Consider the following 22,004-nt stretch of genomic DNA (forward strand, 5'->3'; position numbering starts at 1 on the left):
GGAGTAAATTTATGAGTGAAATTAAAATGGAAGTAAAAAATCTTGATTTTTATTATGATGATTTTCAGGCTCTAAAAAATATTAATATACCGCTTGAATCAAATAAAGTAACTGCTTTAATTGGGCCTTCAGGTTGTGGTAAATCAACATTTTTGCGGACTTTAAATAGAATGAATGACCTTATTGAGGGTAGCAGGGTAGAGGGAGAAGTTCTTTTTGATAATGAAAATATTTACAAGGAAAATGTTGATGTAGTTGAATTAAGAAAAAGAGTTGGAATGGTTTTTCAGCAGCCTAATCCGTTTCCGAAATCAATATTTGATAATGTCGCCTATGGGCCCAGAATTCACGGCCTTAAGGACAAAGATAAATTAGAAGAAATTGTAATTGAAAGTTTAAAGGGGGCTGCCTTATATGAGGAAGTGAAAGACAGGCTTGATGATTCAGCTCTGGGTCTTTCTGGAGGACAGCAGCAGAGACTTTGTATTGCTAGAGCTCTGGCAGTTAAACCTGAAGTTTTATTAATGGATGAGCCGGCTTCAGCCCTTGACCCAGTAGCAACAGCTAAAATTGAAGATTTAATAGATGAGCTAAAGAATAATTATACTATTGTAATTGTTACCCACAGTATGCAGCAGGCGGCGCGTGTTTCCGATAATACCGGCTTCTTTTTGATGGGAGATCTGGTTGAATTTGATCAGACTGATAAGATATTTGAAAATCCATCTGACCAGCGGACAGAAGATTATATAACAGGTCGTTTTGGTTAAAATCAAATCTGAGTTTATTATTAAGTTAGGAGCTATTTATTATTTTAAAAATAGCTTGAAGGAGGTATATAGTAAAAATGAATGAATCTCGTAAGGCTTTTCATACAGAACTGAAAGATTTAGAAAATGAAATGTTAAAAATGGGAAGTGTTGTTGGTGAAAGTATAAGTAAGAGTATTGAAGCTTTAATGAACAAAGATATTAAGCTTGCTGATGAAGTAATTAAAGATGATGATATAATTGATGACTATGAACTAGATATAGAAGAAAAATGTACCCGTTTGATTGCTCTCCAGCAGCCAGTGGCAATTGATTTGCGAAAAATTATTGTTATTTCCAAGTTAGTGACTGATCTGGAAAGAATTGGTGATAATGCTTCAAATATTGCCTATAAAGTAAAAGAAATTGGTGACCAACCCCTAATTAAAGAAATGCAGGATCTACCTGGTATGAGGGATATTGTTGTCCAGAGGTTGCGAGAAAGTTTAGAAGCTTTTGTTGATATGGATATTGAAAAAGCAAAACAAGTTGCAGCTAGAGATGAAGCTGTAGATCGTCTAGATGAGCAGATCAATTCTGAACTGCTAACAGTTATGGAAAATGACTGTGCGACAATTGAGCAGGGAACTTCACTGATGTTTATTAGTCGATTTTTAGAAAGAATAGGTGACCATTCTACCAATATTTGTGAGAGAACAGTTTATATGAAAACTGGAGAATGGACTGAATTAGAATAAATTAGAAAAAAATAATTTAATAGTTATTAATAAAAGTGTACTCTATCAAGGAGTGCACTTTTTTTACTTAAAATAGTAATTGCAATAACAAAACTACTGTGATAAAATTTCTAATTAGTAAATAAAAAAGGGGGTATTTTTATAGATGTTAAAAAAGTTTTTTAGTTATTATAAAAATCACTGGAAATTATTTTTAGTCGATATTAGCTGTGCTATTTTAATGTCCGGTATTGACCTTGTCTATCCAGTTTATGTTCAGCGTCTGATTGATGATTATTTTCCTCAGCGTAATGCAAACATGATAATAAGAATTGCGATTATTTTGCTTGTTCTGTATATTCTGCGTTTTTTATTCCAATATATAGTTCACTATTGGGGACATGTGGTTGGAATTAGAATGGAAACAGATATGCGTTCTGATCTATTTACCCATCTGCAAAAATTGTCCTTTAAGTTTTATGATAATAATAAAGTAGGATATTTGATGTCCAGGGTTGTTAATGATTTAAATAACATTTCAGAACTGGCTCACCATGGCCCTGAGGATGTATTGATTTCGGCTATGTTATTAATTGGGTCTTTTTCAATTCTGGTAACTATGCACTGGCAGCTGGCCCTGGTAACTTTTGCTTTAATCCCGGTTATGTTTTTCTTTTCTCTGCATTTAGGAGAAAAAATGTATAATGCTTTTAAAGTTATCAGAGAAAAGATGGCTGAGGTAAATACAATAATTGAAGATAGTTTAAGTGGAATTAGAGTAGTTAAATCTTTTACAAATGAAGATTACGAAAATGAAAAGTTTTGTGAGGGTAATCATAATTATCGACGTTCTCGAGAATGGGCTATGAAAAACATGGCACAATTCCATTCCGGTATGAATCTTTTTATTAATCTAATTCGTTTAAGTACCCTGGCTGCTGGAGGCTATTTTATTTATAATGGTAGTCTTTCGGTTGGTCAGATGGTTGCTTTTTTATTTTATGTTGACATGTTTATGAATCCAATTAGAAGATTGGTTAACTTTAATGAACAGCTACAGCGCGGAATGTCTGGATTCAGCCGCTTCAAAGAACTTTTAGAGGTTGACCCAGAAATAGTTGACCATCCTGATGCTCGGGAGCTAAAAGGTGTTGCTGGACTTATAAAATATGAGGATGTTACCTTTGGTTATGATAACCATGAAAAGGTACTGAGCAATATTAATATAAGGATTGAACCGGGTAAAACAGTAGCTTTTGTTGGACCTTCTGGAGCAGGTAAATCAACTTTAACTAAACTACTGCCCAGATTTTATGAGATTGATAGTGGTAGTCTTTCTATTGACAATACTAATATTAAAAATGTGACTTTAGAATCACTGCGCCGTAATATTGGAATTGTGCAGCAGGATGTTTTTCTTTTTAATGGTACAGTTAGAGAAAATATTGCCTATGGGACAGCAGGTGCTTCAGATGAGGATATTATTGAAGCAGCGAAAAAAGCCAATGCACATGATTTTATTTTAAATTTAAGTGAAGGTTATGATACTGATATTGGGGAAAGAGGAGTTAAACTTTCTGGAGGACAGAAACAGAGAATTTCTATTGCGCGTTCATTTTTGAAAAATCCTCCTATTCTAATTCTGGATGAGGCAACATCTTCTCTCGATAATCGCAGTGAAAAAATTATTCAGAAATCTTTAGAAAAACTGGCAGAGGGACGAACTACCCTGGTTATTGCTCATCGACTTTCGACAGTGATAAATGCTGATCAGATTATTGTTTTAACTGAAGAAGGAATAGTTGAGCGAGGGAAGCATCAAGAATTAATTAAAAACAGAGGAGAATATGCTCAGTTATATAATGAGCAGTTTTCTACCAAACTGGCTGAATAAAAATATTAAATTTTAGTCTATTATAAAAAATGAATAGTTTACTTAAAGTCGGGGATTAACCCGGCTTTTTTCTTTGACAAGAGCTCTGAAATCTGCGATACTATAATCAGAAATGATTCTTTAACATATTTTAGTTATTGTCCTATAAACTATTTAAATAATGAAAGGAAGATTTATAATGTCAAAAAAATTATATCGTTCTCGTGATGACCGGATGATTGCCGGAGTCTGTGGAGGACTGGCAGATTATTTTAACGTAGATTCTTCTTTAATACGACTTGCAGTTTTATTTATATTTTTATTTCAGGGAGTAGGTTTGATTGCTTATATTATTGCCTGGCTTGTAATGTCTGAAGAGCCGGTGAAAAATGAATACAGAATGCCAGATGATTATTATATAGAAGATAAAAAATCTCAGGAAAGCCTTAATCAAGAGCAGGACGATAAGCAGGAGAGAGCCCAAAAAAACAGTGAAGATTATGAGTCCAGAAAAGAAAATGAAAAAAGATATTATGAGCAGTATCAAAATCATAGTCCTGAAAACAGTAACAATCGCCGCAAACTATTTGCAATAATCATGATTTTGGTTGGGTCTATTTTTTTAGTTGATATCTGGATTCCAACTTTGTACTGGGAAAAATACTGGCCTTTAATTTTAATTGCCGCTGGAGCACTGATGCTTAAGGGTGATAATAATGACAGATAATAGGGACCGCAGTTTAATTGCCCTCATTTTAATTTTTGCAGGTATTATATTTCTGGGAGATTCTCTTGGTGAGTATAATTTTAATATATTCTTATTTATACGCAGTTACTGGCCTGTATTATTGATTATATTTGGTTTGCATATTTTATTACAGAAAAGCAGTTTCTGGTTTATCGTTCCCATTATTGTTATTGGTCTATCATTATATTTAATTTATCTGCTTGTCAATCAACAGCCCTTTTATTTTATCCCACAGATGAGAATGCGTATTTTTGATTTCAATAATTTGCCTTTTAGATAATTATGCGGTTATTCTAATTATAATATTTAAAAACAAAACCACCTGAATTATTCAGGTGGCATTTATTTTCTAAGGCAGAGAAATTTATCTGCTTTTATTAAAGGAAAGCCGTTTTTCAATTACCGGGGCTAAGATTAAAACCAGAACTATTTTTGCAAAATCTCCGGGGATGAAAGGTATTACAGTCATATTAAGCGCTGCAAGTAAACCTGTATCTGTTACAAAACTAAAGTAGATACTACCAATGATATAATTACTTAATACAGCAGCAGTAAGTATCAAAAAGTATTTTTTATTATTACTGCTGTGGTGGGCTGCAATCCAGGCTGCAACTACAAAACTAATTAAGAAACCACCGGTAGGTCCTGCAATTACGCCCAGACCACCCTGGCCACCAGAAAAGATAGGCAAACCAAAAGCTCCCAGTAAAAGATATGTAACTTGAGATAAAACACCGTATTTTTTTCCAAGTAGTCTTCCTGAAAGTAGAACAAAGAAAGTTTGCAGAGTTATTGGTACTGGTCCAACTGGAATTATAATGTATGCACCTACTGCTGTTAGTGCTGCCATTAGAGCAGCTTTTATCATCTGATTTGTTTGCAAGAGAAACACTCCTTTCTTTTTGTTTAATCAGCCAAATCTGACTGATAGTCGAATTCTTTTAAGTAATGTTATCACAAACTTTAATTAATTTAAATAGCTATTTGAAAAGTTATTAATAAAAAATATAAATCGGAGGAGAATTATGCGAGAAATATATGTAAAAGCACCGGCAAAAATAAATCTTGCTCTACATGTTAGAGGACTTAGAAAAGATGGTTTTCATGAATTACAGATGATTATGCAGAGTATAAGCCTGGCTGATAGAATAAAATTAAAAAAGAAAAGTGGAGGAATTATTGTAAAAAGTTCCCAGACTGAGTTGCCTACTAATAAAGAGAATTTAGCTTATCAGGCCGCAGAAATTTTCTTTGAACTAAATCCTGAACTCAAGCAGGGAGTTGAAATATATATTGAAAAAAATATACCTATTGCTGCGGGAATGGCAGGGGGTAGTGCAGATGCTGCGGCAGTTATGAGGGGTTTATATTTATTATTTGAACTTAAGCCAGATTTAAATAAAATACGAAACTCTCTGGCAGATATTGGTTCTGATGTACCTTACTGTCTGGAAGGGGGAACTGTGTATGCTTCTGGCAGAGGAGAAATTTTAGAGAAACTACCCTTTATTGGAGAAAAATATCTGGTTGTGGTGACTCCATCCTTTAAAATTTCGACACCGGCAGTCTATAAATTATATGATGAATTAGAAGGATATGAAAAATTTGATTTTAAGTCAGTTCTAGCTAATTTAAAGAATAAAGAGGAACCTGATTGGAATCTTGATTACAAAAATGATCTGAAGAAAGCTGCTGAAAAAATTTGTCCGGAAATCAAGGAGATAAAAAATATATTAAATAATACAAAGGCTGCTTTTACAATGCTTTCTGGTAGTGGCCCTACAGTCTTTTCTATTTATAACAGTAGAGAGCAGGCAGAAAAAGTTGCAGCAAACTGGCCTCGTAAAAATGATTTTGTGACAGTAGTTAAAACAATTGATAGTTATTAAATTATTCAAAAATTAGCTAAAAAAATTAAAAGCTAACATGAGATTGACATCAATTTGATTTCGTGTTATACTTTCTGCAATAATTATTAGGACTTTGGGAGTAGTGATAAGAATGAAAAAAGGGAAAAACATTACGATGAGGGAAGCAAAACAAAAAACGGGCTTAAGCTCCAGGCAAATTCGTTATTATGATGAGCAGGATTTGATCTTTCCTGCCCGCAGTAGTGGGAATCAACGCCTTTTTTCGGTAAGCGATATTAAGAGATTAGTTAAAATCAAAGAGCTCCTTGCTGCTGGAAATAGTATTGAAACCATTCGTTCTAAATTAAGTGCTCCAGCACTGGAACAAAATATAGAAGACGATGTTGACTTTGATGATAATTATGATTATTATTCAGATGTTGATCTGGATTCACTTTACCCTGTTTCCAATCGTTCTGAGTTGATGAAAAAACTTTCCCGGAGTAATAAAGAATATTCTAAGGAGGAGGAAGAATAAATGGAAAAATTTAGTAGAGAGAAGATATTAAAGATTGCTGAAGAAAATAATGTTGAGTTTATTCGCCTACAGTTTGTTGATATTTTAGGTATTATTAAGAATGTGGCGATTACAATTGAACAGTTGCCGGAGGCGCTTGATGGCAAGATTATGTTTGATGGTTCATCTATTGAGGGTTATACGCGTATCCACGAATCCGATATGTATTTAAAACCTGACTATGATACTTTTACAATTTTCCCGTGGGGAACTAGTGGTGGTTGTACAGCAAGGATGATGTGTGATATTTATTTACCTGATGGAGAACCTTTTGTTGGTTGTCCGCGTGGAGCTTTAAAAAGAGCAATGGCAGAAGCTGAAGAAATGGGTTATGAAATGTTTGCTGGACCCGAACCAGAATTTTTCTTATTTGAAAAAGATGAGCATGGTAATCCAACAACAAACACTCATGATAAAGGTGGGTATTTTGATTTATCTCCAGTTGACTTGGGAGGAGAAGCACGTCGAGATACAGTACTTGCTCTTAAGAAGATGGGCTTTGAAGTTGAAGCAGCTCATCATGAAGTAGCTCCAGGCCAACACGAAATTGATTTTAAATACACACCTGTTCTGCGAACAGCAGATAATATTGCGACATTTAAGTTCGTTACTAAAATTATTGCTATGCAGCATAACCTGCATGCAACTTTTATGCCTAAACCAATTTATGGTGAAAGTGGTTCTGGAATGCATGTACATCAATCACTATATAGAAATGGCAAAAATGCCTTTTATGATCCTGAGGATGAGCATGGTTTAAGTGAAATAGCATATTATTATATAGGTGGTTTATTGAAACATGCTAAAGAGACAACAGCTATTTTAAATCCCACAATTAATTCTTATAAAAGGCTTGTTCCTGGTTATGAAGCCCCGGTTTACATATCCTGGTCGACTCAAAATCGTAGTGCTTTAGTTAGAGTCCCATCCGCTCGAGGAAATGGAACCAGATTAGAACTGAGAAATCCTGACCCGGCAGCCAATCCATATCTTGCAACAGCTGTAATGTTGAGAGCTGGCCTGGATGGAATTAAGAATAAAATTGATCCAGGGGAACAAACAACAGATAATATATATGAGATGAATTATAAGGAAAGGAAATCCAGGGGCATCAGCAGTTTACCTTCTTCTATGGATGAAGCTCTCAAACATTTCCAGGAAAGTGAATTCATGCGGGAAACTCTGGGCGAACATATCTTTAATCATTTAGTTGAAGCTAAGAAAATAGAATGGTCAGTTTATAAAAAACAGGTTCACAGTTGGGAGATTGATCAATACTTAACAACCTATTAATATTAGTTGGGAGGAATAAGCATGGAAGGTAGAGAAAATATTCAGGATCATTTAAAAAAAATTAAATTAAGTAATCTTGACACACGTTCCCTATCATTTTTAGCCCTTTTTATTGCCTTTACTGCTGTTGCAACTTATTTACATATCCCTGGTCCCAGTAGTTCTTATTTTAATCTGGGAGAAGTTGCTATTTATACTATTGCCTTAACTTTTGGGGCTAAAGCAGGTGGGATTGCAGGTGGAGTTGGTTCGGCTCTGATGGATATTATTCTTGGTTATTCAATCTGGGCTCCTTTTACCTTTGTAATTAAAGGTTTAGAGGGTTTGCTGGTAGGGAAAATTTCCAGTCAGAATGAGAAGAAATTTGATAGAAAAATATTTGCAATAATTGTTGGTGGAAATGTAATGATTCTTGGCTATGCAATTGCTAAAGCTTTTTTATTAAGCTGGGCAGTTGTCTTGCCTGAGATTGGAATTGATTTTGCTCAAATGTTAATTGGTGGAGTGCTGGCAATTCCACTTTCTCACCATCTCGATAATTATTTTGGGAAGTGATAGTTTTGGAAATTGGTAAACTTGCAGGAAATAAATTAAAAAAAACGATTCTCGATAAGATAAAACATTTTCGTTCAGATGTTATTGTATCAGCTGGCCCGGGAGAGGATAGTGCAGTGATTGATCTGGGAGACTATTTACTCGTAGTCTCTTCTGATCCGATAACGGGAGCAGAAAAAAATGCAGGTTATCTGGCGGTTAATGTAGCCTGTAATGATATTGCTGCAGCTGGTGCTGAACCGTTTGGAATTCAGGTTGTTTTGTTTTTGCCCCCCAGTCTGGCCGAAAGTAGAGCTGAGAAAATAATGGAAGAAATAGTAGAAACAGCTGCTGCAATGGAGATAGAAGTTCTTGGAGGTCATACAGAAATTACAGATCTTGTTCAAAAGCCAATAATTACTATTTCGGCAATGGGCAGGGCTCAAAAAGAAGAGTTGGCTTCCAGTTCTGCTGCAGAAGCTGGAGATATACTCTATATTTCTAAAGGAATGGGTATAGAAGGAAGTTATATTTTGGCCAGTGATTATAGAGAATTTTTACTTAAAAAGGGTGTCAGTAGAGATACTTTGAACCAGCTATCCAACTATTTAAAATTATTAAGTGTACTTCCTGAAAGTAGAATAGCTAGAAAAAATGGAGTAAAAGCAATGCATGATGTTACAGAAGGTGGAGTCTATGGTGCGATTTCTGAAATGGCAGCAGCAGCACAGTTGGGTTATGTTATTGAAAAAGATAATTTTTGGATTCCCCCCGAAGTTGAGGAAGTTTGTACTAAGTTGCACTTGGATCCAGCTGCTTTAATTTCTTCTGGTTCAATGTTAATGGCAGCAGCGCCAGAAATTGATCTGGCCGCTATTTTTGCAGATACAGATTTGAAACTGATTCGGGTTGGACGAATGATCGAATCCGGGACTTATATAGAAGAGAAAGGAATAAAAAAAGAATTTAAAGTCCCTGAAAAGGATGAGTTATGGAAATTTATTGAAAAATATCACAATAAAACTTGACATTTACATATAATGGAATTATAATGGTATTAACAAATAATTCCAAAGGCGGTGTATTTATGGAAATTACAGATGTCAGAGTTTTTCCGGTTGAGATTAATGGAAGTATGGTCAAGGCTTATGCAACAGTAACATTTGATGATTCTTTTGTTGTGCGTGATATGCGGGTTATTGAAGGAAAAAACGGGATTTTCCTTTCCATGCCTGCAAGAAGAAAGCGGAACGGAGACTATCAGGATATCTGCTTTCCAATTTCCACAAAGTTGAGGGATTTAATGGAAAACGAAGTTTTAGAAAAGTTTGATGAACTGCTGGCAAGTGCTTAATTAAAATGATTGGGTTATGGTTATAATCTTTAAAATAACACTACCTTAATTAAGGTAGTGTTATTTTTTTAAGACCCTTTTATAATCTTGACAAAAGTTTAATTCTCTGTTATACTTCAAGCGATTAAAGAACTAAGATGGGAAGTAGAGTCAGGAAATAATGTTTAATAATAGAAATAACATTTATTCCTTATTTAAAGGGAGGAAACTATAGATGGCAGATCTTTTAAGTATTATTCTGGCTGCTGGCAAAGGAACCAGAATGAAATCTGATAAAATCAAGGTATTACATCCAGTTGCAGGCAAGGCGATTATCAAGCATGTTTTAAATACTCTGGATGGTTTAAATAGTAAAATTGTTAATGTGATTGGTCATCAAAAAGAAGTGGTTCAATCTGAACTTGAAGATTTAGATAAATATAAATGGGATTTAAATTATGTTATTCAGTCTGAACAGTTGGGTACCGGTCATGCTGTAAAACAGGCGGAGAGTTATTTTGCAGATTATGATGGTCCGGTGTTGATTCTTTATGGAGATACCCCTTTACTAAGAAAAAAAACTATCAAAGAATTTGTTAAAAAACATCAGCAGAGTAATTCTGATCTAACAGTTATGACAGCTATCTTTGATGAACCTGAAGGCTATGGAAGAATTGTTAAAGATGAAGAGGGTAATTTAACTGCAATAGTGGAAGAAAAAGATGCTGATGTAGAAACCAGACGAATAAAGGAGATCAACAGTGGTGTAAACTGTATAGATAGTTCTCTGCTCAGAGATTTTATGGCAAATATGAATAATGATAATGCACAGCAGGAATATTATCTAACTGACATTATAGAATTTGCTGTAAATAAAGATAAAAAGATAAATACATATATTGTTCAGGATTCTGATGAAATTATAGGGATTAATACCCGCAAACAGCAGGCGGAAGCAGAAAAAATTTTGAGAAAAAGAATTATTGATCAACATCTGGCTAATGGTGTGACTATTATTGATCCAGATACTACATATATAGATGCTGAGGTAGAGATTGATCAGGATGTTACAATTTATCCTTTCAATTATCTGGAAGGGAAAACTAAAATTGCTCAAAATACAATTATCAATCCAAATTGCAAATTAAAGGATGCAGCCATTGGAAAAAATGTTGAAATACTTTCAAATACTATTATAAAGGAAAGTAAAGTTGGATCTGGAACTAATGTTGGTCCTTTTGCCTATTTAAGACCCGGTTCCACAGTGGAAGACAACTGTAAAATTGGTGATTTTGTAGAACTTAAAAAAACAACAGTTAAAAGTGGAGCTAAGGTGCCCCATTTTTGTTATGCTGGAGATGCCGAAATTGGTGAGAGAACTAATATAGGTGCCGGTACAATATTTGCTAATTATGATGGAAAAAATAAGTTTAAAACTGAAATTGGCAGTGATGTTTTTATTGGTAGTGATTCTATTTTGATCGCTCCTCTAAAAATTGGAGATAATGCCAAAACAGCTGCAGGGTCAGTAGTTACTAAAAATGTTAAATCTGGTGATACCGTAATGGGAGTTCCGGCTCGGATTTATAATCCAGACAAATAAGCTGATTATTAAATAAAAGAAATAAGCCAGGAGGTCAAAAAATGTCCAGTTATAGTGAACAATTGAAAATATTTGCAGGTAACTCGCATCCTGAATTAGCCCAGGATCTCTGTGATTATCTGGGGACAGAATTGGTTAATGCGGATGTAACAAGATTTAAAGATGGTGAAATCGGTGTTCGTACTTACGAAACTGTAAGAGGTGCTGACGTTTTTGTTGTTCAGCCGACATCACCTCCTGTTAATGAAAATTTGATGGAACTGCTGGTTATTATTGATGCCTTAAGGAGAGCTTCTGCAAGGAGAATAACTGCGGTGATACCATATTATGGTTATGCTCGCCAGGACAGGAAAGCTAGACCCAGAGATCCAATTACTTCTAAATTGGTAGCAAATTTGTTAACTCAGGCAGGTGCTAGAAGAGTACTTTCTATTGATTTTCATGCACCTCAGATTCAGGGCTTTTTTGATATACCTGTTGATCATCTGTATGCATCACCGATTATGGTTGATTACTTTAAGGATTTTGATCGGTCTGATTTGATTGCTGTTGCTCCTGATGTTGGGTCAGTAAAAAGAGTTCGCTCATTTGCTGAAAGTTTAAATATTCCAATGGCAATCATTGATAAAAGAAGGCCTAAACCAAATGTAGCAGAGGTTATGAATATTATTGGAGAAGTCGATGGTAAAAATGTTATACTCTTTGATGATATTATTGATACTGCAGGTACAATAACTGCTGCAGCTGAAGTACTCAAAGATAAAGGTGCTAAAGAAGTATATGCCTGTGGCACTCACGCATTATTTTCAGGGCCGGCTATTGAGCGCCTTAAAAATGCACCAATAACTAAAATAATTGTTACCAATACAATAGCTCAAAAAGATTATGATCTTGATAATTTAGAAGTGCTTTCGGTCGCTCCCCTGGTTGGAGAGGCTATTGATCGTATTTTTAAAGATTTATCTGTTAGTGTATTATTTTAAATAATTTTTCTAAAACACTTGCTCAAACTGAGCTTTGATGTTATAATAAAATTTGTTATGTCTTATTTAACGCAGACCTGCCAGTATTAGCAAATAATCTGGCTTAAAATTTAATTTATGCAAGGAGAGGATAGTCATGGAGAGACATTCTATTGAAGCTGAACTAAGGACTGAAACTGGAAAGGGAGTAGCCCGTAAAATAAGAAGAAACGGACTTATTCCTGGTGTTGTTTATGGAAGAGGAAATGAACCAAGATCTATTAAAGTAGATCCACTGGATATTGAAAAGCTTCTCCATTCTAATGCTATCTTTGATCTGACTTTTGTCGGAGAAGATGGAGGAGAAGATGAAGCAGTTGTAATCATTAAAGATTATCAGAAAGATGTTATTAAACAGAATCTGATGCATGTTGATTTTCAGTTTATTTCTATGGACGAAAAAATTACTGTTTCTGTACCAATGCATTTAGAAGGAGATGCTGTTGGTGTTCGTGACGGGGGAGTATTACAGCAGCTCTTGCGCGAAATTGAAATTGATGCATTACCGGCTGAAATCCCAGAAGAAATTACTATTGATATTTCTGAACTTGAGGTTGGACAGTCTTTATCTGTTGCTGATCTGGATCTTCCTGAAGGGATTGACCTTGTAACTGACAGTGACGAAGTTATTGTAACTGTTGTTACTCCTACCGAACTTGTCGAAGAAGAGGTAGAAGAGGAAGAGGAAGAATTCTTAGAGCCAGAAGTTATTGGCGAAGAAGAGGAAGAAGAAGGCGAAGAAGCAGAAGAAGAGGAAGAGCCACAGGAATAATTTTAGCAAAGATATTGGGCGCGGCTTAATTAGCTGCGCTTCAATTTATTAATGGAGGTTTGAAGTTTGAAAGTAATCACTGGTCTTGGAAACCCGGGTGAAAAATATGCTAGCACCAGACATAATATAGGATTTATGGTTATTTCAGAATTAGCAGCTAGATTTAAAGTTAATAGCAGTTATAAGTTTGATGGACTTGTAGGTGACTTTTTCTTTGGTGGAGAAAAAATTATACTTTTCCAGCCAATGAAATATATGAATAAAAGCGGTCAGCCAGTATATAAGCTGCTGGACTATTTTCAGATAGAGGCCGAAGATCTGCTGGTAATTCATGATGATTTAGATCTTGATTTAGGTAAGATTCGATTTAAACAAAATGGTGGTAGTGGTGGTCATAATGGAATCAAGTCAATTATTAACAGTCTGAAAACAGATGAATTTAAAAGATTAAAAATAGGTATTGGTAGACCGCCAGAAAATGTTCCAGTACCAGATTTTGTTCTGACAACTTTCACAGGAGAGGAAAAGGATATCTCCAAAAAAGTAGTTGCAGATGCTGCTTCAGCTGTTGAATTAATGTTAAAAGAAGATATAATGAAAGCAATGAATAAATATAATGGATAACAAGCCCGTACATTTTATGTAGGGGCTATTTTGCCATTTTTTATAGTTAAATGTATAAAAGTATATAATTTAGAAAATATTGAGGTAAAGATTTTTTGTTTAAGGAGCAGTATTCAGATGAATTTTAAAGATTTATTATTGGAAAACCAAAAATTTAAAAAAATTGCGAAAAATATAAATAATTCTGCTCAATCTATAAGTGGTTTAAGCGGAAGTAGAATTTCTTATTTTGCTGTTAATTTTTTAAAAAAATCAGATAAAGACATAATTTTCTTTTTGCCAGATAATTATTATCTGCAGCAGATGCAGGAGGATTTAATCCGCTTGATCGGGAAAGACGAATTTTTAGTTTTTCCGGAAGAGGAAATACTGCCTCATGAGCAGTTGATGCCTGATTTAACAACAATGAGTGAGCGGACAAAAGTTTTGACAGAGCTGATCTTTTCAATTGATCAAAAGAAGAAAATTATTTTAACAACCCCGGCTGCTGTTTTTAAAAAACTACCGCCAAAAGACATTTATCAGCAAAAAAGTATAAATATCAAAAATGGAAGTGAAATTAATATTGAGAAACTGCGGCAGCAGCTTTTTGCACTTGGTTACAAAAGGGAAGAAATGGTTGAAGCTCCAGGTCAATATAGTATTCGCGGTGGTATAATTGATGTGTTTACACTTTTAGATGAACAGCCTTTTAGAATTGAACTTTTTGGAGATGAAGTTGATTCGATTCGGAAAATTGATTTAACAGCTCAGCGTTCAAAAAAAGAAGTAGAACAAATTACAATTCCTCCTTTTGCCAATCTGGTGATTGATGAGAAAGTCATTAATAGAGCCTGTCCTAAGCTGGAAGCTGCTTATTCGGCAGCTGTCACAAGACTGGCAGAAAATGATTATCAAGAAGAGGCTTCTTACTTGAGGGATAAAGCTAAAAAAATGCTGGAAGAATTAAAGGAAAAACATCGTTTTCCAGGTTTTGAGCAGTTTTTACCATTTTATTATGATCAGACTGCCAGCTTTTTTGATTATCTAGAAGAAAGTTTAATTTTCGCTGTTCGACCAAATAAAATTAAGCAGCTTACACATGATTATTATCAGGAAATTACTGAAACGCATACCAGGCTTTTAGAACAAGGAATGGTATTTCCCGAATATCTAAATAATTTTATTACTGATATTCAATTTGAAAATGAAATATCTAAAAATCGGGTAGTTGATATCAATTCAGAATTTGAAGATCAAAAAGCCAAAGAAAATGATATTCACTTTAAAACATCATCGTTAGAGCCTTTTCACGGTCAATTGGAATTATTTAGTGAAAAAATAATTGAACTTTTGCAAAAAAAGTATCGGATTGCAATTACTTTAAATTCTGCCAGCAAAAAAAGAAGAGTAAAAATGTTTCTGGAAGAAAAGAATCTGCTTGTTGGTGATAACTTTAATGAAAGCAGAATTGTTATTTTTCCTGATAGTTTAGCTGAGGGTTTTATTTTTAACGATATTAAGTTGGCTGTTTTTAGCGATAAAGAGGTTTTCGGAAATGAGCAAAAACGAAAAAGAAAAATTGGTGATTTTGAAGATGGTGTTGAAATTTCCAGTGTCAACGATTTAAAAGCTGGAGATTATGTTGTTCATGAAAATCATGGAATTGGTAAATATCTGGGTGTTAAAACTCTTGAAATTCAGGGCCAGCATAAAGATTATCTCGTGCTAAAATATGCAGGTGAAGATAAGCTTTATGTGCCAACAGAAAAAATAAATCTTGTTCAAAAATATATTGGCTCAGATGCTGGTAATCCGAAACTTTATAAATTAGGAAGTAGTGATTGGAAAAAGGTTAAAGAAAAGGTTCAAAAATCGGTTGAGGAAATGGCAGTTGGTTTGTTAGAACTTTATGCTGAACGAGAAACCCTTACTGGTTATCAATTTTCTGAAGATGATGTCTGGCAGCAGGAATTTGAAGATTCTTTTCCTTTTGAAGAAACTCCTGATCAAAAAGAGGCAATTGAAGAAGTCAAAACTGATATGGAATCTGAAAAACCAATGGATAGATTATTATGTGGAGATGTTGGTTATGGAAAAACTGAAGTTGCTATTAGAGCTGCTTTTAAAGCAGCACTTGACAGTAAACAGACTGCAGTTTTAGTACCGACAACTATTCTGGCTCAACAGCACTATAATACTTTTACAGAAAGAATTGAGGATTTCCCTGTTCAGATCGGAATGTTAAGCAGATTTAGTACTGCTGCTGAACAGAAAAAGACATTAAAAAAATTAATTAAAGGCGAAATAGATATTTTAATTGGAACTCATCGACTTTTATCCAAAGATGTTATTTTTGATGATTTAGGCCTTTTGATTATTGATGAGGAACAGCGGTTTGGAGTTACTCATAAAGAAAAGTTGAAAGACTTAAAAAGAAATGTTGATGTATTAACTCTGACTGCAACTCCAATCCCAAGAACTCTTCATATGGCATTAGTTGGAGTTCGTGATATGAGTTTGATAGAGACTCCGCCTGAAAACAGGTATCCAATTAGAACTTTTATTAAAGAATATAATAAAGAATTAATTGCCAGTGCTATACGAAGAGAGTTAGCTCGACAGGGACAGGTATATTTTGTTCATAATCGGGTTAAAGATATTGAAAAAACTGCTGGTAAACTGCAGAAATTAATGCCAGAAGCCAAAATAGCTGTTGCTCATGGTCAGATGAATGAAAAAAGACTGGAAAAGATAATGTATGATTTTTATCATCAAAAGTTTGATATTTTAGTTTGTACAACTATTATTGAAACCGGTCTGGATATTCCTAATGTAAATACAATTATAATTAATCATGCTGATAAGATGGGCTTATCCCAACTTTATCAGCTTCGAGGTAGAGTTGGTCGTACAAATAGGATAGCTTATGCTTATTTGCTCTACGAAAGAGATAGAATCTTACCTGAAGTCGCTGAAAAAAGGCTGGAGGCAATTAAAGAATTTTCTTCCCTGGGATCTGGTTTTAAAATTGCTATGCGTGATCTGGAAATCAGGGGAGCAGGTAATTTATTGGGACCTGAGCAAAGTGGGCATATTGCAGCTGTTGGATTTTCTTTATATACTAAATTATTAGAAGGAACAATTGAAGAACTTAAGGGTGAAAAAGATAAGAAGAAAATTGAAGTGGAGATTGATCTTAATTTAGATGCCTACATTCCAGATGATTATATTAAATATGAAGCTAGAAAAATTGAGATCTATAAAAAAATTAAATCTATCGAAAATGAAGCGGATGCTCTGGATACTATTGATGAACTGATTGATAGATTTGGGGAACCACCTGTAGAAGTAATGCGCCTGGTTAATACAGCTCGCTTAAAATTCCTGGCAGCAGAACTAAATATCGATTTAATTAAAGAGGATAGTGGTAAAATAAAATGTCGATTTATTAGTTCGAAGCTTGTGGATGGTAGCCAGCTGGTGGAATTTAGTAAGATGTACAGAAGAAAAATAAAGATTAAATCAGCTAAGAAGCCACAGTTGTTAATTAAAATTGATGATCCGGAAAATATAGATAAACAACTTTTAAAAATGTTAAAAGATCTCAAAAATATTTAAACTTAATTGTTAAAACTAAGCAATTTAAAACAGGAAAATCTCAAAGGGTGGAAAAAATGTCAGAAAATAATGAGCGAGGCAGTTTTATAAAAGGAGCAGCAATTCTAACGGCCGCCGGTCTGGCTGCCAGAGTAATGGGTTTTGGTTACCGAGTGATCTTGACTAGAATAATTGGAGCAGAAGGAATGGGGCTTTATCAAATGGCCTATCCAATTTATACTGTTTTGCTGGTTGTTTCACGATCAGGTATTCCAGTAGCTCTGGCCAAATTGATTGCTGATAAAATAGCAGCCGAAAAGAATAGAGAAGCATATAAGATATTCAGGGTTGCCAGAAAAATGAGTTTTTTAGTTGGGCTGGTAGTTTCAATTATTATGGCACTATCTGCTAAGCCGCTAATTAATTTACTCTCCCTTGATCCGCGTTCCTACTATGCAGTTCTCGCAATTTCCCCTGCTATTTTTGTAGTGTCTATAATGGCTTCTTATCGAGGGTTTTTTCAAGGGCTCCAGGATATGGTTCCAACTGCTAAATCGCAGATTTTAGAACAGTTTATTCGAATGTTTACAATGATTGGGTTGGTTGTGTTTTTGGTTCCCTATGGTTTGGATTATGCAGCTGCTGGTGCCAGTTTTGGAGCTGTAAGTGGTGCATCTGCTGGCCTGTTAATTTTATTATATATTTATGCTAAAAGAAAAGAAAATATATTTAGTTTTTTACAAGGGGGACATGATTCAGTAGATCTCAGTACAAATAATGTAGTTAAAAGAATAGTTTCTTTAGGTGTTCCAATTACGCTGGGGGCTCTTGTCATGCCATTAATGAGTCTGGTTGATCTGGTTTTTGTTCCCAACCGACTTCAGGCGGCTGGATATATGGTTAGAGAAGCAACAGCACTGTATGGAATGTTTGCTGCGGTTGCAATGCCTCTGGTTAACTTTCCCACGATTATTACCGTTTCTTTGTCAGCAAGCCTGGTTCCTTCTATTGCTGAGGCTTTTACACTTGGGAAATATAAACTTATCAACTACCGAACCCAGACGGCTCTGCGGCTTACTGTTTTAATTTCATTGCCTGCAGCAGTTGGCCTTTTTTTACTGGCTGAACCGCTAACCGAAATTATTTTCGCAGAACCCGGAGCAGCAGTTCCGCTTCGTTTTGTAGCCTGGGGAGTATTTTTTATCGCTCTACAGCAGACAAGCACCGGAATTTTGAATGGAATCGGTAAAACATCTATTCCTGCTCGAAATTTAATGATTGGAGCAGTTTTTAATGGAATTATTAATTATACTTTAACTGCCATCCCTGGCATTGGTATTCGTGGTGCAGCTCTAGGTACTACCATTGGTTTTGCAATCGCTGCTTTTTTAAATCTTTATTTTGTCAAAAAAGAAACTAGTTTTGTAATAAATAGTAAGACAATGATTTTAAAACCATTGTTTTCAGTTTTATTGATGGGTGGGTTTGTTAAAATCTTTTATAATTTGCTTAAAAATTTAATGACAATAAATAACTTATCTTATGCCTATCAAATATCAACTTTTACGACTGTAGCGGCAGCTGCCTTATTCTATTTTGTTGTTTTATTATTACTGCGGGAAATAAAATATCAGGATTTATCCGTGATACCTATTTTTGGAGTCAGGCTGGCTAATTTATTAAAAAAACTTGGTTTTTTAAATGGTTAATTTTCTTTTAATAATTGTATGATATAATTTTACTGTAGTGACTGAAAATTTTGAGGGGGAAACACTTTGGATGCCGAAAAGCGGGATGATATTTTAAAGGAGTTAGATAAATTAATAGAAGTTATGGCTATTTTAAGAGGTCCGGATGGATGTCCCTGGGACAAAAAGCAGGATTATTATTCAATAAAAGAGAATATTATTGAAGAAGCATATGAAGTTGTAGAAGCTTTAGAAAAGAATGATATTGAAGCTTTCAAAGAAGAGTTAGGTGACCTTTTACTGCAGGTGGTTTTTGAATCACAGATGGCCTATGAAAAAGGAGACTTTGATTTAGCTGATGTAGCAAAAGTATTAAGAAAGAAACTGATTCGTCGGCATCCGCATGTCTTTGCTGAGGTCGAAGTGGAGGGTTCTGAAGAAGTTTTAAAAAACTGGGAGCAAATTAAACAGCAGGAAAAACAAAATAAAAATCAATTTAATTCATTGATGGATAAGTTTAATCAGGGGCAGAGTGCTTTAATCCAGGCTTATGACATACAGAAAATTGCTGCTGAAGTTGGTTTTGACTGGGATGAATTAGAGCCAGTTCTAAATAAAATTGAGGAAGAATTTGGTGAGTGTAAGGAAATTATCGGTGTAAATCCTGATAACACTTTATTTGCTGACCAAAATCTAGATTCTGAACAGCAGAAAAAACTCGAAGCTGAAATTGGTGACCTTTTATTTGCAGTAGTTAATTTTGCCCGATTTAAAAACGTTAATCCGGAGCTTGCTTTATTAAAAACTATTTTAAAGTTTAAAAACAGATTTAAATTTATTGAACAAAGAATTGTTGAAGAAAATTCGGAATTTGCGGATTATAGTTTGGAGCAGCTGGATGATATTTGGAATCAAGCTAAAAGTGAAGAATAGAACATCATAACAGGAGGTTTATTAAAGATGAAAAAAAGTTTAATTACTATTTTGATTACTAGTATTTTATTTAGTTTATTTATCACATTAACACCAGTAATGGCATTTGATGTTGCTACAGACTCAGCTATTTTATTAGAAGCAGAAACAGGACAGGTATTATTTACAAAAAATGCAGATCGAAAACTTCCCCCTGCAAGTGTTACTAAAATAATGACACTTTTAATTGCACTGGAGAAAATAGAAGAAGGAAGTATATCTTTAGATGATAAAGTGACAATTAGCCGGTATGCAGAATCAATGGGAGGATCTCAGATCTACCTGGCTGCAAACACTCAGGTGAAATTAGAAAAATTACTTAAAGCAGTAACGATTGCCTCTGGTAATGATGCCAGTGTAGCAATTGGCGAATATATTGCAGGTACATATAGTAATTTTATTGCTATGATGAATGATAAGGCTCAAGAATTAGGAATGGATTCTACTAATTTTGCTAATTCAACTGGTCTCCCTGACCCAAATCATTACTCTACAGCGCGGGATATATCTATTATGGCCCGGGAATTAACAAAACATCCTAAAGTTTTAGAATGGGCTTCTATTTGGACAGAAACAATTCAGCTGCCTAATAGAGAGGCTATGCTGGTAAATACCAATAGTTTAATTAATAAATATCCCAGTATGGATGGTTTAAAAACAGGGCATACACAGGAAGCTGGTTTTTGTCTAGCTGCAACTGCTAAAAAAGGTAATACACGTTTGATTTCAGTTGTATTACAGGGTGATACTCTGGAAGAGAGAGAAGAGTCTACAATTAGATTGTTGGATTATGGTTTCAATGCCTTTTCTAAAAGACAAATAGCTGCTTCTGGAGATAAAATTCAAAATATACCTGTAGCTGAGTCTGCAGAAGAAGTTGCAGTTGGTGAGGTTGCAGAAAATTTATATGTGATGGTTCAAAAAGGACAGGAAAGAGAAATATCACAGAAAGTAGATGTAAAAGATTCTTTAAAAGCCCCAATTAAAGCAGGAGGAGAACTAGGAAAGTTAACTGTTTATAGAGGTGATGAGACGGTTGCTTCTGTAAATATTGTTGCTGCTCAGGATGTAGATCGAGCTAATATTATTGTGCGTCTCTGGAGAAAAGCCATTGGCTTTGCTCAGGGGTTGTTTTCATAAACTAAACAATTAAAGGTAAAATATTTAATTTAGGGTATATCAGGATCACATCTGATCTTTAACCTCTCATTTTAATGCATTAAGATGAGGGGTTTTTTATATTATCTAACTTTTTTTAAAAAGTTCTTGACACTATATTAATTTAATGTTACTATATTAAACGTTGCAGCAATAATTGTATTTGTTGTAGAAATCTTTTTGAAAAAATCCTCTTAAACTCTTGACAAAAAAGAGGATTGATGTTAAGATAATGTATGTCGCTGAAAAGTTGAAACATTAACTTTTCCGGCCGACAAAATTATTTTAAAAAGTTCTTGACAAAGCAAAAAGAGCTTGATAAGATAATAAGCGTCGCACAAATAATCTCAACACTTTTTAAGCTTTTAGATAAGCTTAAAATAAGAGATTAAAAGAACTTAAATTTAAGGCTTAAATAATTTTTTCTTCTTTAATATATAAGAGAAAAAATAAAGCTTTAAAGCAGAGGAAAATCTTTTTAAAAGTTTTTCTAAAAAGTTCTTGACAAAGTGAGGCGGAGTTGATAAGATATTAAATGTCGCTGAGAAAAAAGGCGGCAGGAAATATAGAAACATTATCTCGAAATGAGAACAAATTAAATAAGGCGCCGCCCTCAATGGGCAAGTGCCAAAATATCAATTTGTTCTATAAAAGAGATTGTGTGCGAAGGGGTCAATCCCCGAGCAAGGCGCTAACCTTTTTGTTTAAAAAAGAAAGCGCGTTGAACCTTGAAAATTAAACAGCAAGCCAACGTTAATATACTTTGAGTATTAACTTAAAGTAATTATTAGTTTAATGCTTATATTAAATAATATGAGCCAAATTCAAATTCTTTATACGGAGAGTTTGATCCTGGCTCAGGACGAACGCTGGCGGCGTGCTTAACACATGC

Annotated in this window: 20 protein-coding genes; 19 read left to right on the forward strand and 1 reads right to left on the reverse strand. The window is 34.4% G+C overall.

Translation table 11 applies throughout. The features are described 5' to 3' along the window. Positions 1 to 11 precede the first annotated feature (11 nt). From pstB to DFR80_RS10215, 5 genes are all read left to right on the forward strand, one after another. On the forward strand, positions 12 to 770 hold the full coding sequence (pstB, locus tag DFR80_RS10195; RefSeq protein WP_076545851.1) for a phosphate ABC transporter ATP-binding protein PstB: 759 nt from the start codon (positions 12 to 14) through the stop codon (positions 768 to 770). A 77-nt stretch (positions 771 to 847) separates the two neighbouring features. Then, on the forward strand, positions 848 to 1,507 hold the full coding sequence (gene phoU / locus DFR80_RS10200) for a phosphate signaling complex protein PhoU (RefSeq protein ID WP_076545852.1): 660 nt from the start codon (positions 848 to 850) through the stop codon (positions 1,505 to 1,507). 145 nt (positions 1,508 to 1,652) lie between these two features. Then, positions 1,653 to 3,380 (forward strand): ABC transporter ATP-binding protein, encoded by a 1,728-nt coding sequence (locus DFR80_RS10205; RefSeq protein WP_076545853.1) that lies wholly within the window; start codon positions 1,653 to 1,655, stop codon positions 3,378 to 3,380. Between the two features lie 178 nt (positions 3,381 to 3,558). Beyond that, on the forward strand, positions 3,559 to 4,086 hold the full coding sequence (locus DFR80_RS10210; RefSeq protein WP_076545854.1) for a PspC domain-containing protein: 528 nt from the start codon (positions 3,559 to 3,561) through the stop codon (positions 4,084 to 4,086). Then, positions 4,076 to 4,387: a LiaI-LiaF-like domain-containing protein gene (locus DFR80_RS10215; RefSeq protein ID WP_076545855.1), complete on the forward strand. Its 312-nt coding sequence runs from the start codon at positions 4,076 to 4,078 to the stop codon at positions 4,385 to 4,387. Before DFR80_RS10210 ends, DFR80_RS10215 begins: the two co-directional genes overlap by 11 nt. An 84-nt stretch (positions 4,388 to 4,471) precedes the next feature. On the opposite strand, the gene DFR80_RS10220 is transcribed toward DFR80_RS10215, so the two are convergent. Further along, complete coding sequence (locus tag DFR80_RS10220; RefSeq protein WP_199505804.1) at positions 4,472 to 4,990, reverse strand: biotin transporter BioY; 519 nt, start codon at positions 4,988 to 4,990, stop codon at positions 4,472 to 4,474. A 142-nt stretch (positions 4,991 to 5,132) separates the two neighbouring features. On the opposite strand from DFR80_RS10220, the gene ispE reads away from it, so the two are divergent. The 14 genes from ispE to DFR80_RS10290 all read left to right on the forward strand — a co-directional run bounded on the left by ispE (position 5,133) and on the right by DFR80_RS10290 (position 21,094). Next, positions 5,133 to 5,996, forward strand: a complete 864-nt coding sequence (ispE, locus tag DFR80_RS10225; protein ID WP_114489913.1) for a 4-(cytidine 5'-diphospho)-2-C-methyl-D-erythritol kinase — start codon at positions 5,133 to 5,135, stop codon at positions 5,994 to 5,996. A gap of 112 nt (positions 5,997 to 6,108) precedes the next feature. Beyond that, positions 6,109 to 6,495, forward strand: a complete 387-nt coding sequence (locus DFR80_RS10230; RefSeq protein ID WP_076545857.1) for a MerR family transcriptional regulator — start codon at positions 6,109 to 6,111, stop codon at positions 6,493 to 6,495. Then, positions 6,496 to 7,827 carry a type I glutamate--ammonia ligase gene (gene glnA / locus DFR80_RS10235; protein ID WP_076545858.1) on the forward strand — a complete coding sequence of 444 codons (1,332 nt, stop codon included), beginning with the start codon at positions 6,496 to 6,498 and terminating at the stop codon, positions 7,825 to 7,827. Positions 7,828 to 7,848: 21 nt separating this feature from the next. Next, positions 7,849 to 8,382: an ECF transporter S component gene (locus tag DFR80_RS10240; protein WP_076545859.1), complete on the forward strand. Its 534-nt coding sequence runs from the start codon at positions 7,849 to 7,851 to the stop codon at positions 8,380 to 8,382. Then, complete coding sequence (locus DFR80_RS10245; protein ID WP_233493818.1) at positions 8,379 to 9,389, forward strand: AIR synthase family protein; 1,011 nt, start codon at positions 8,379 to 8,381, stop codon at positions 9,387 to 9,389. The genes DFR80_RS10240 and DFR80_RS10245 overlap by 4 nt, the downstream gene beginning before the upstream one ends. Before the next feature lie 59 nt (positions 9,390 to 9,448). Then, entirely contained in the window at positions 9,449 to 9,715 is a 267-nt protein-coding gene (locus tag DFR80_RS10250) for a SpoVG family protein (RefSeq protein WP_076545861.1), read from the forward strand. A gap of 214 nt (positions 9,716 to 9,929) precedes the next feature. After that, positions 9,930 to 11,297 carry a bifunctional UDP-N-acetylglucosamine diphosphorylase/glucosamine-1-phosphate N-acetyltransferase GlmU gene (glmU, locus tag DFR80_RS10255; protein ID WP_114489914.1) on the forward strand — a complete coding sequence of 456 codons (1,368 nt, stop codon included), beginning with the start codon at positions 9,930 to 9,932 and terminating at the stop codon, positions 11,295 to 11,297. 41 nt (positions 11,298 to 11,338) lie between these two features. Continuing rightward, complete coding sequence (locus tag DFR80_RS10260) at positions 11,339 to 12,280, forward strand: ribose-phosphate pyrophosphokinase (protein WP_076545863.1); 942 nt, start codon at positions 11,339 to 11,341, stop codon at positions 12,278 to 12,280. Between the two features lie 136 nt (positions 12,281 to 12,416). Further along, positions 12,417 to 13,091 (forward strand): 50S ribosomal protein L25/general stress protein Ctc, encoded by a 675-nt coding sequence (locus DFR80_RS10265; RefSeq protein ID WP_076545864.1) that lies wholly within the window; start codon positions 12,417 to 12,419, stop codon positions 13,089 to 13,091. A gap of 66 nt (positions 13,092 to 13,157) precedes the next feature. Next, positions 13,158 to 13,715 (forward strand): aminoacyl-tRNA hydrolase, encoded by a 558-nt coding sequence (gene pth, locus DFR80_RS10270; RefSeq protein WP_076545865.1) that lies wholly within the window; start codon positions 13,158 to 13,160, stop codon positions 13,713 to 13,715. A 117-nt stretch (positions 13,716 to 13,832) separates the two neighbouring features. Beyond that, positions 13,833 to 17,315, forward strand: a complete 3,483-nt coding sequence (gene mfd / locus DFR80_RS10275; RefSeq protein ID WP_076545866.1) for a transcription-repair coupling factor — start codon at positions 13,833 to 13,835, stop codon at positions 17,313 to 17,315. 56 nt (positions 17,316 to 17,371) lie between these two features. Continuing rightward, a complete protein-coding gene (locus DFR80_RS10280) occupies positions 17,372 to 19,003 on the forward strand; it encodes a polysaccharide biosynthesis protein (RefSeq protein ID WP_114489915.1) in 1,632 nt (543 codons plus the stop codon). 66 nt (positions 19,004 to 19,069) lie between these two features. Then, positions 19,070 to 19,915, forward strand: a complete 846-nt coding sequence (mazG, locus tag DFR80_RS10285; protein WP_076545868.1) for a nucleoside triphosphate pyrophosphohydrolase — start codon at positions 19,070 to 19,072, stop codon at positions 19,913 to 19,915. Positions 19,916 to 19,942: 27 nt separating this feature from the next. Continuing rightward, positions 19,943 to 21,094, forward strand: a complete 1,152-nt coding sequence (locus DFR80_RS10290) for a D-alanyl-D-alanine carboxypeptidase family protein (RefSeq protein WP_076545869.1) — start codon at positions 19,943 to 19,945, stop codon at positions 21,092 to 21,094. Positions 21,095 to 22,004 lie beyond the last annotated feature (910 nt).

This window comes from Halanaerobium sp. ST460_2HS_T2 (assembly GCF_003337665.1).
GTDB classification, from domain to species: domain Bacteria; phylum Bacillota; class Halanaerobiia; order Halanaerobiales; family Halanaerobiaceae; genus Halanaerobium; species Halanaerobium kushneri.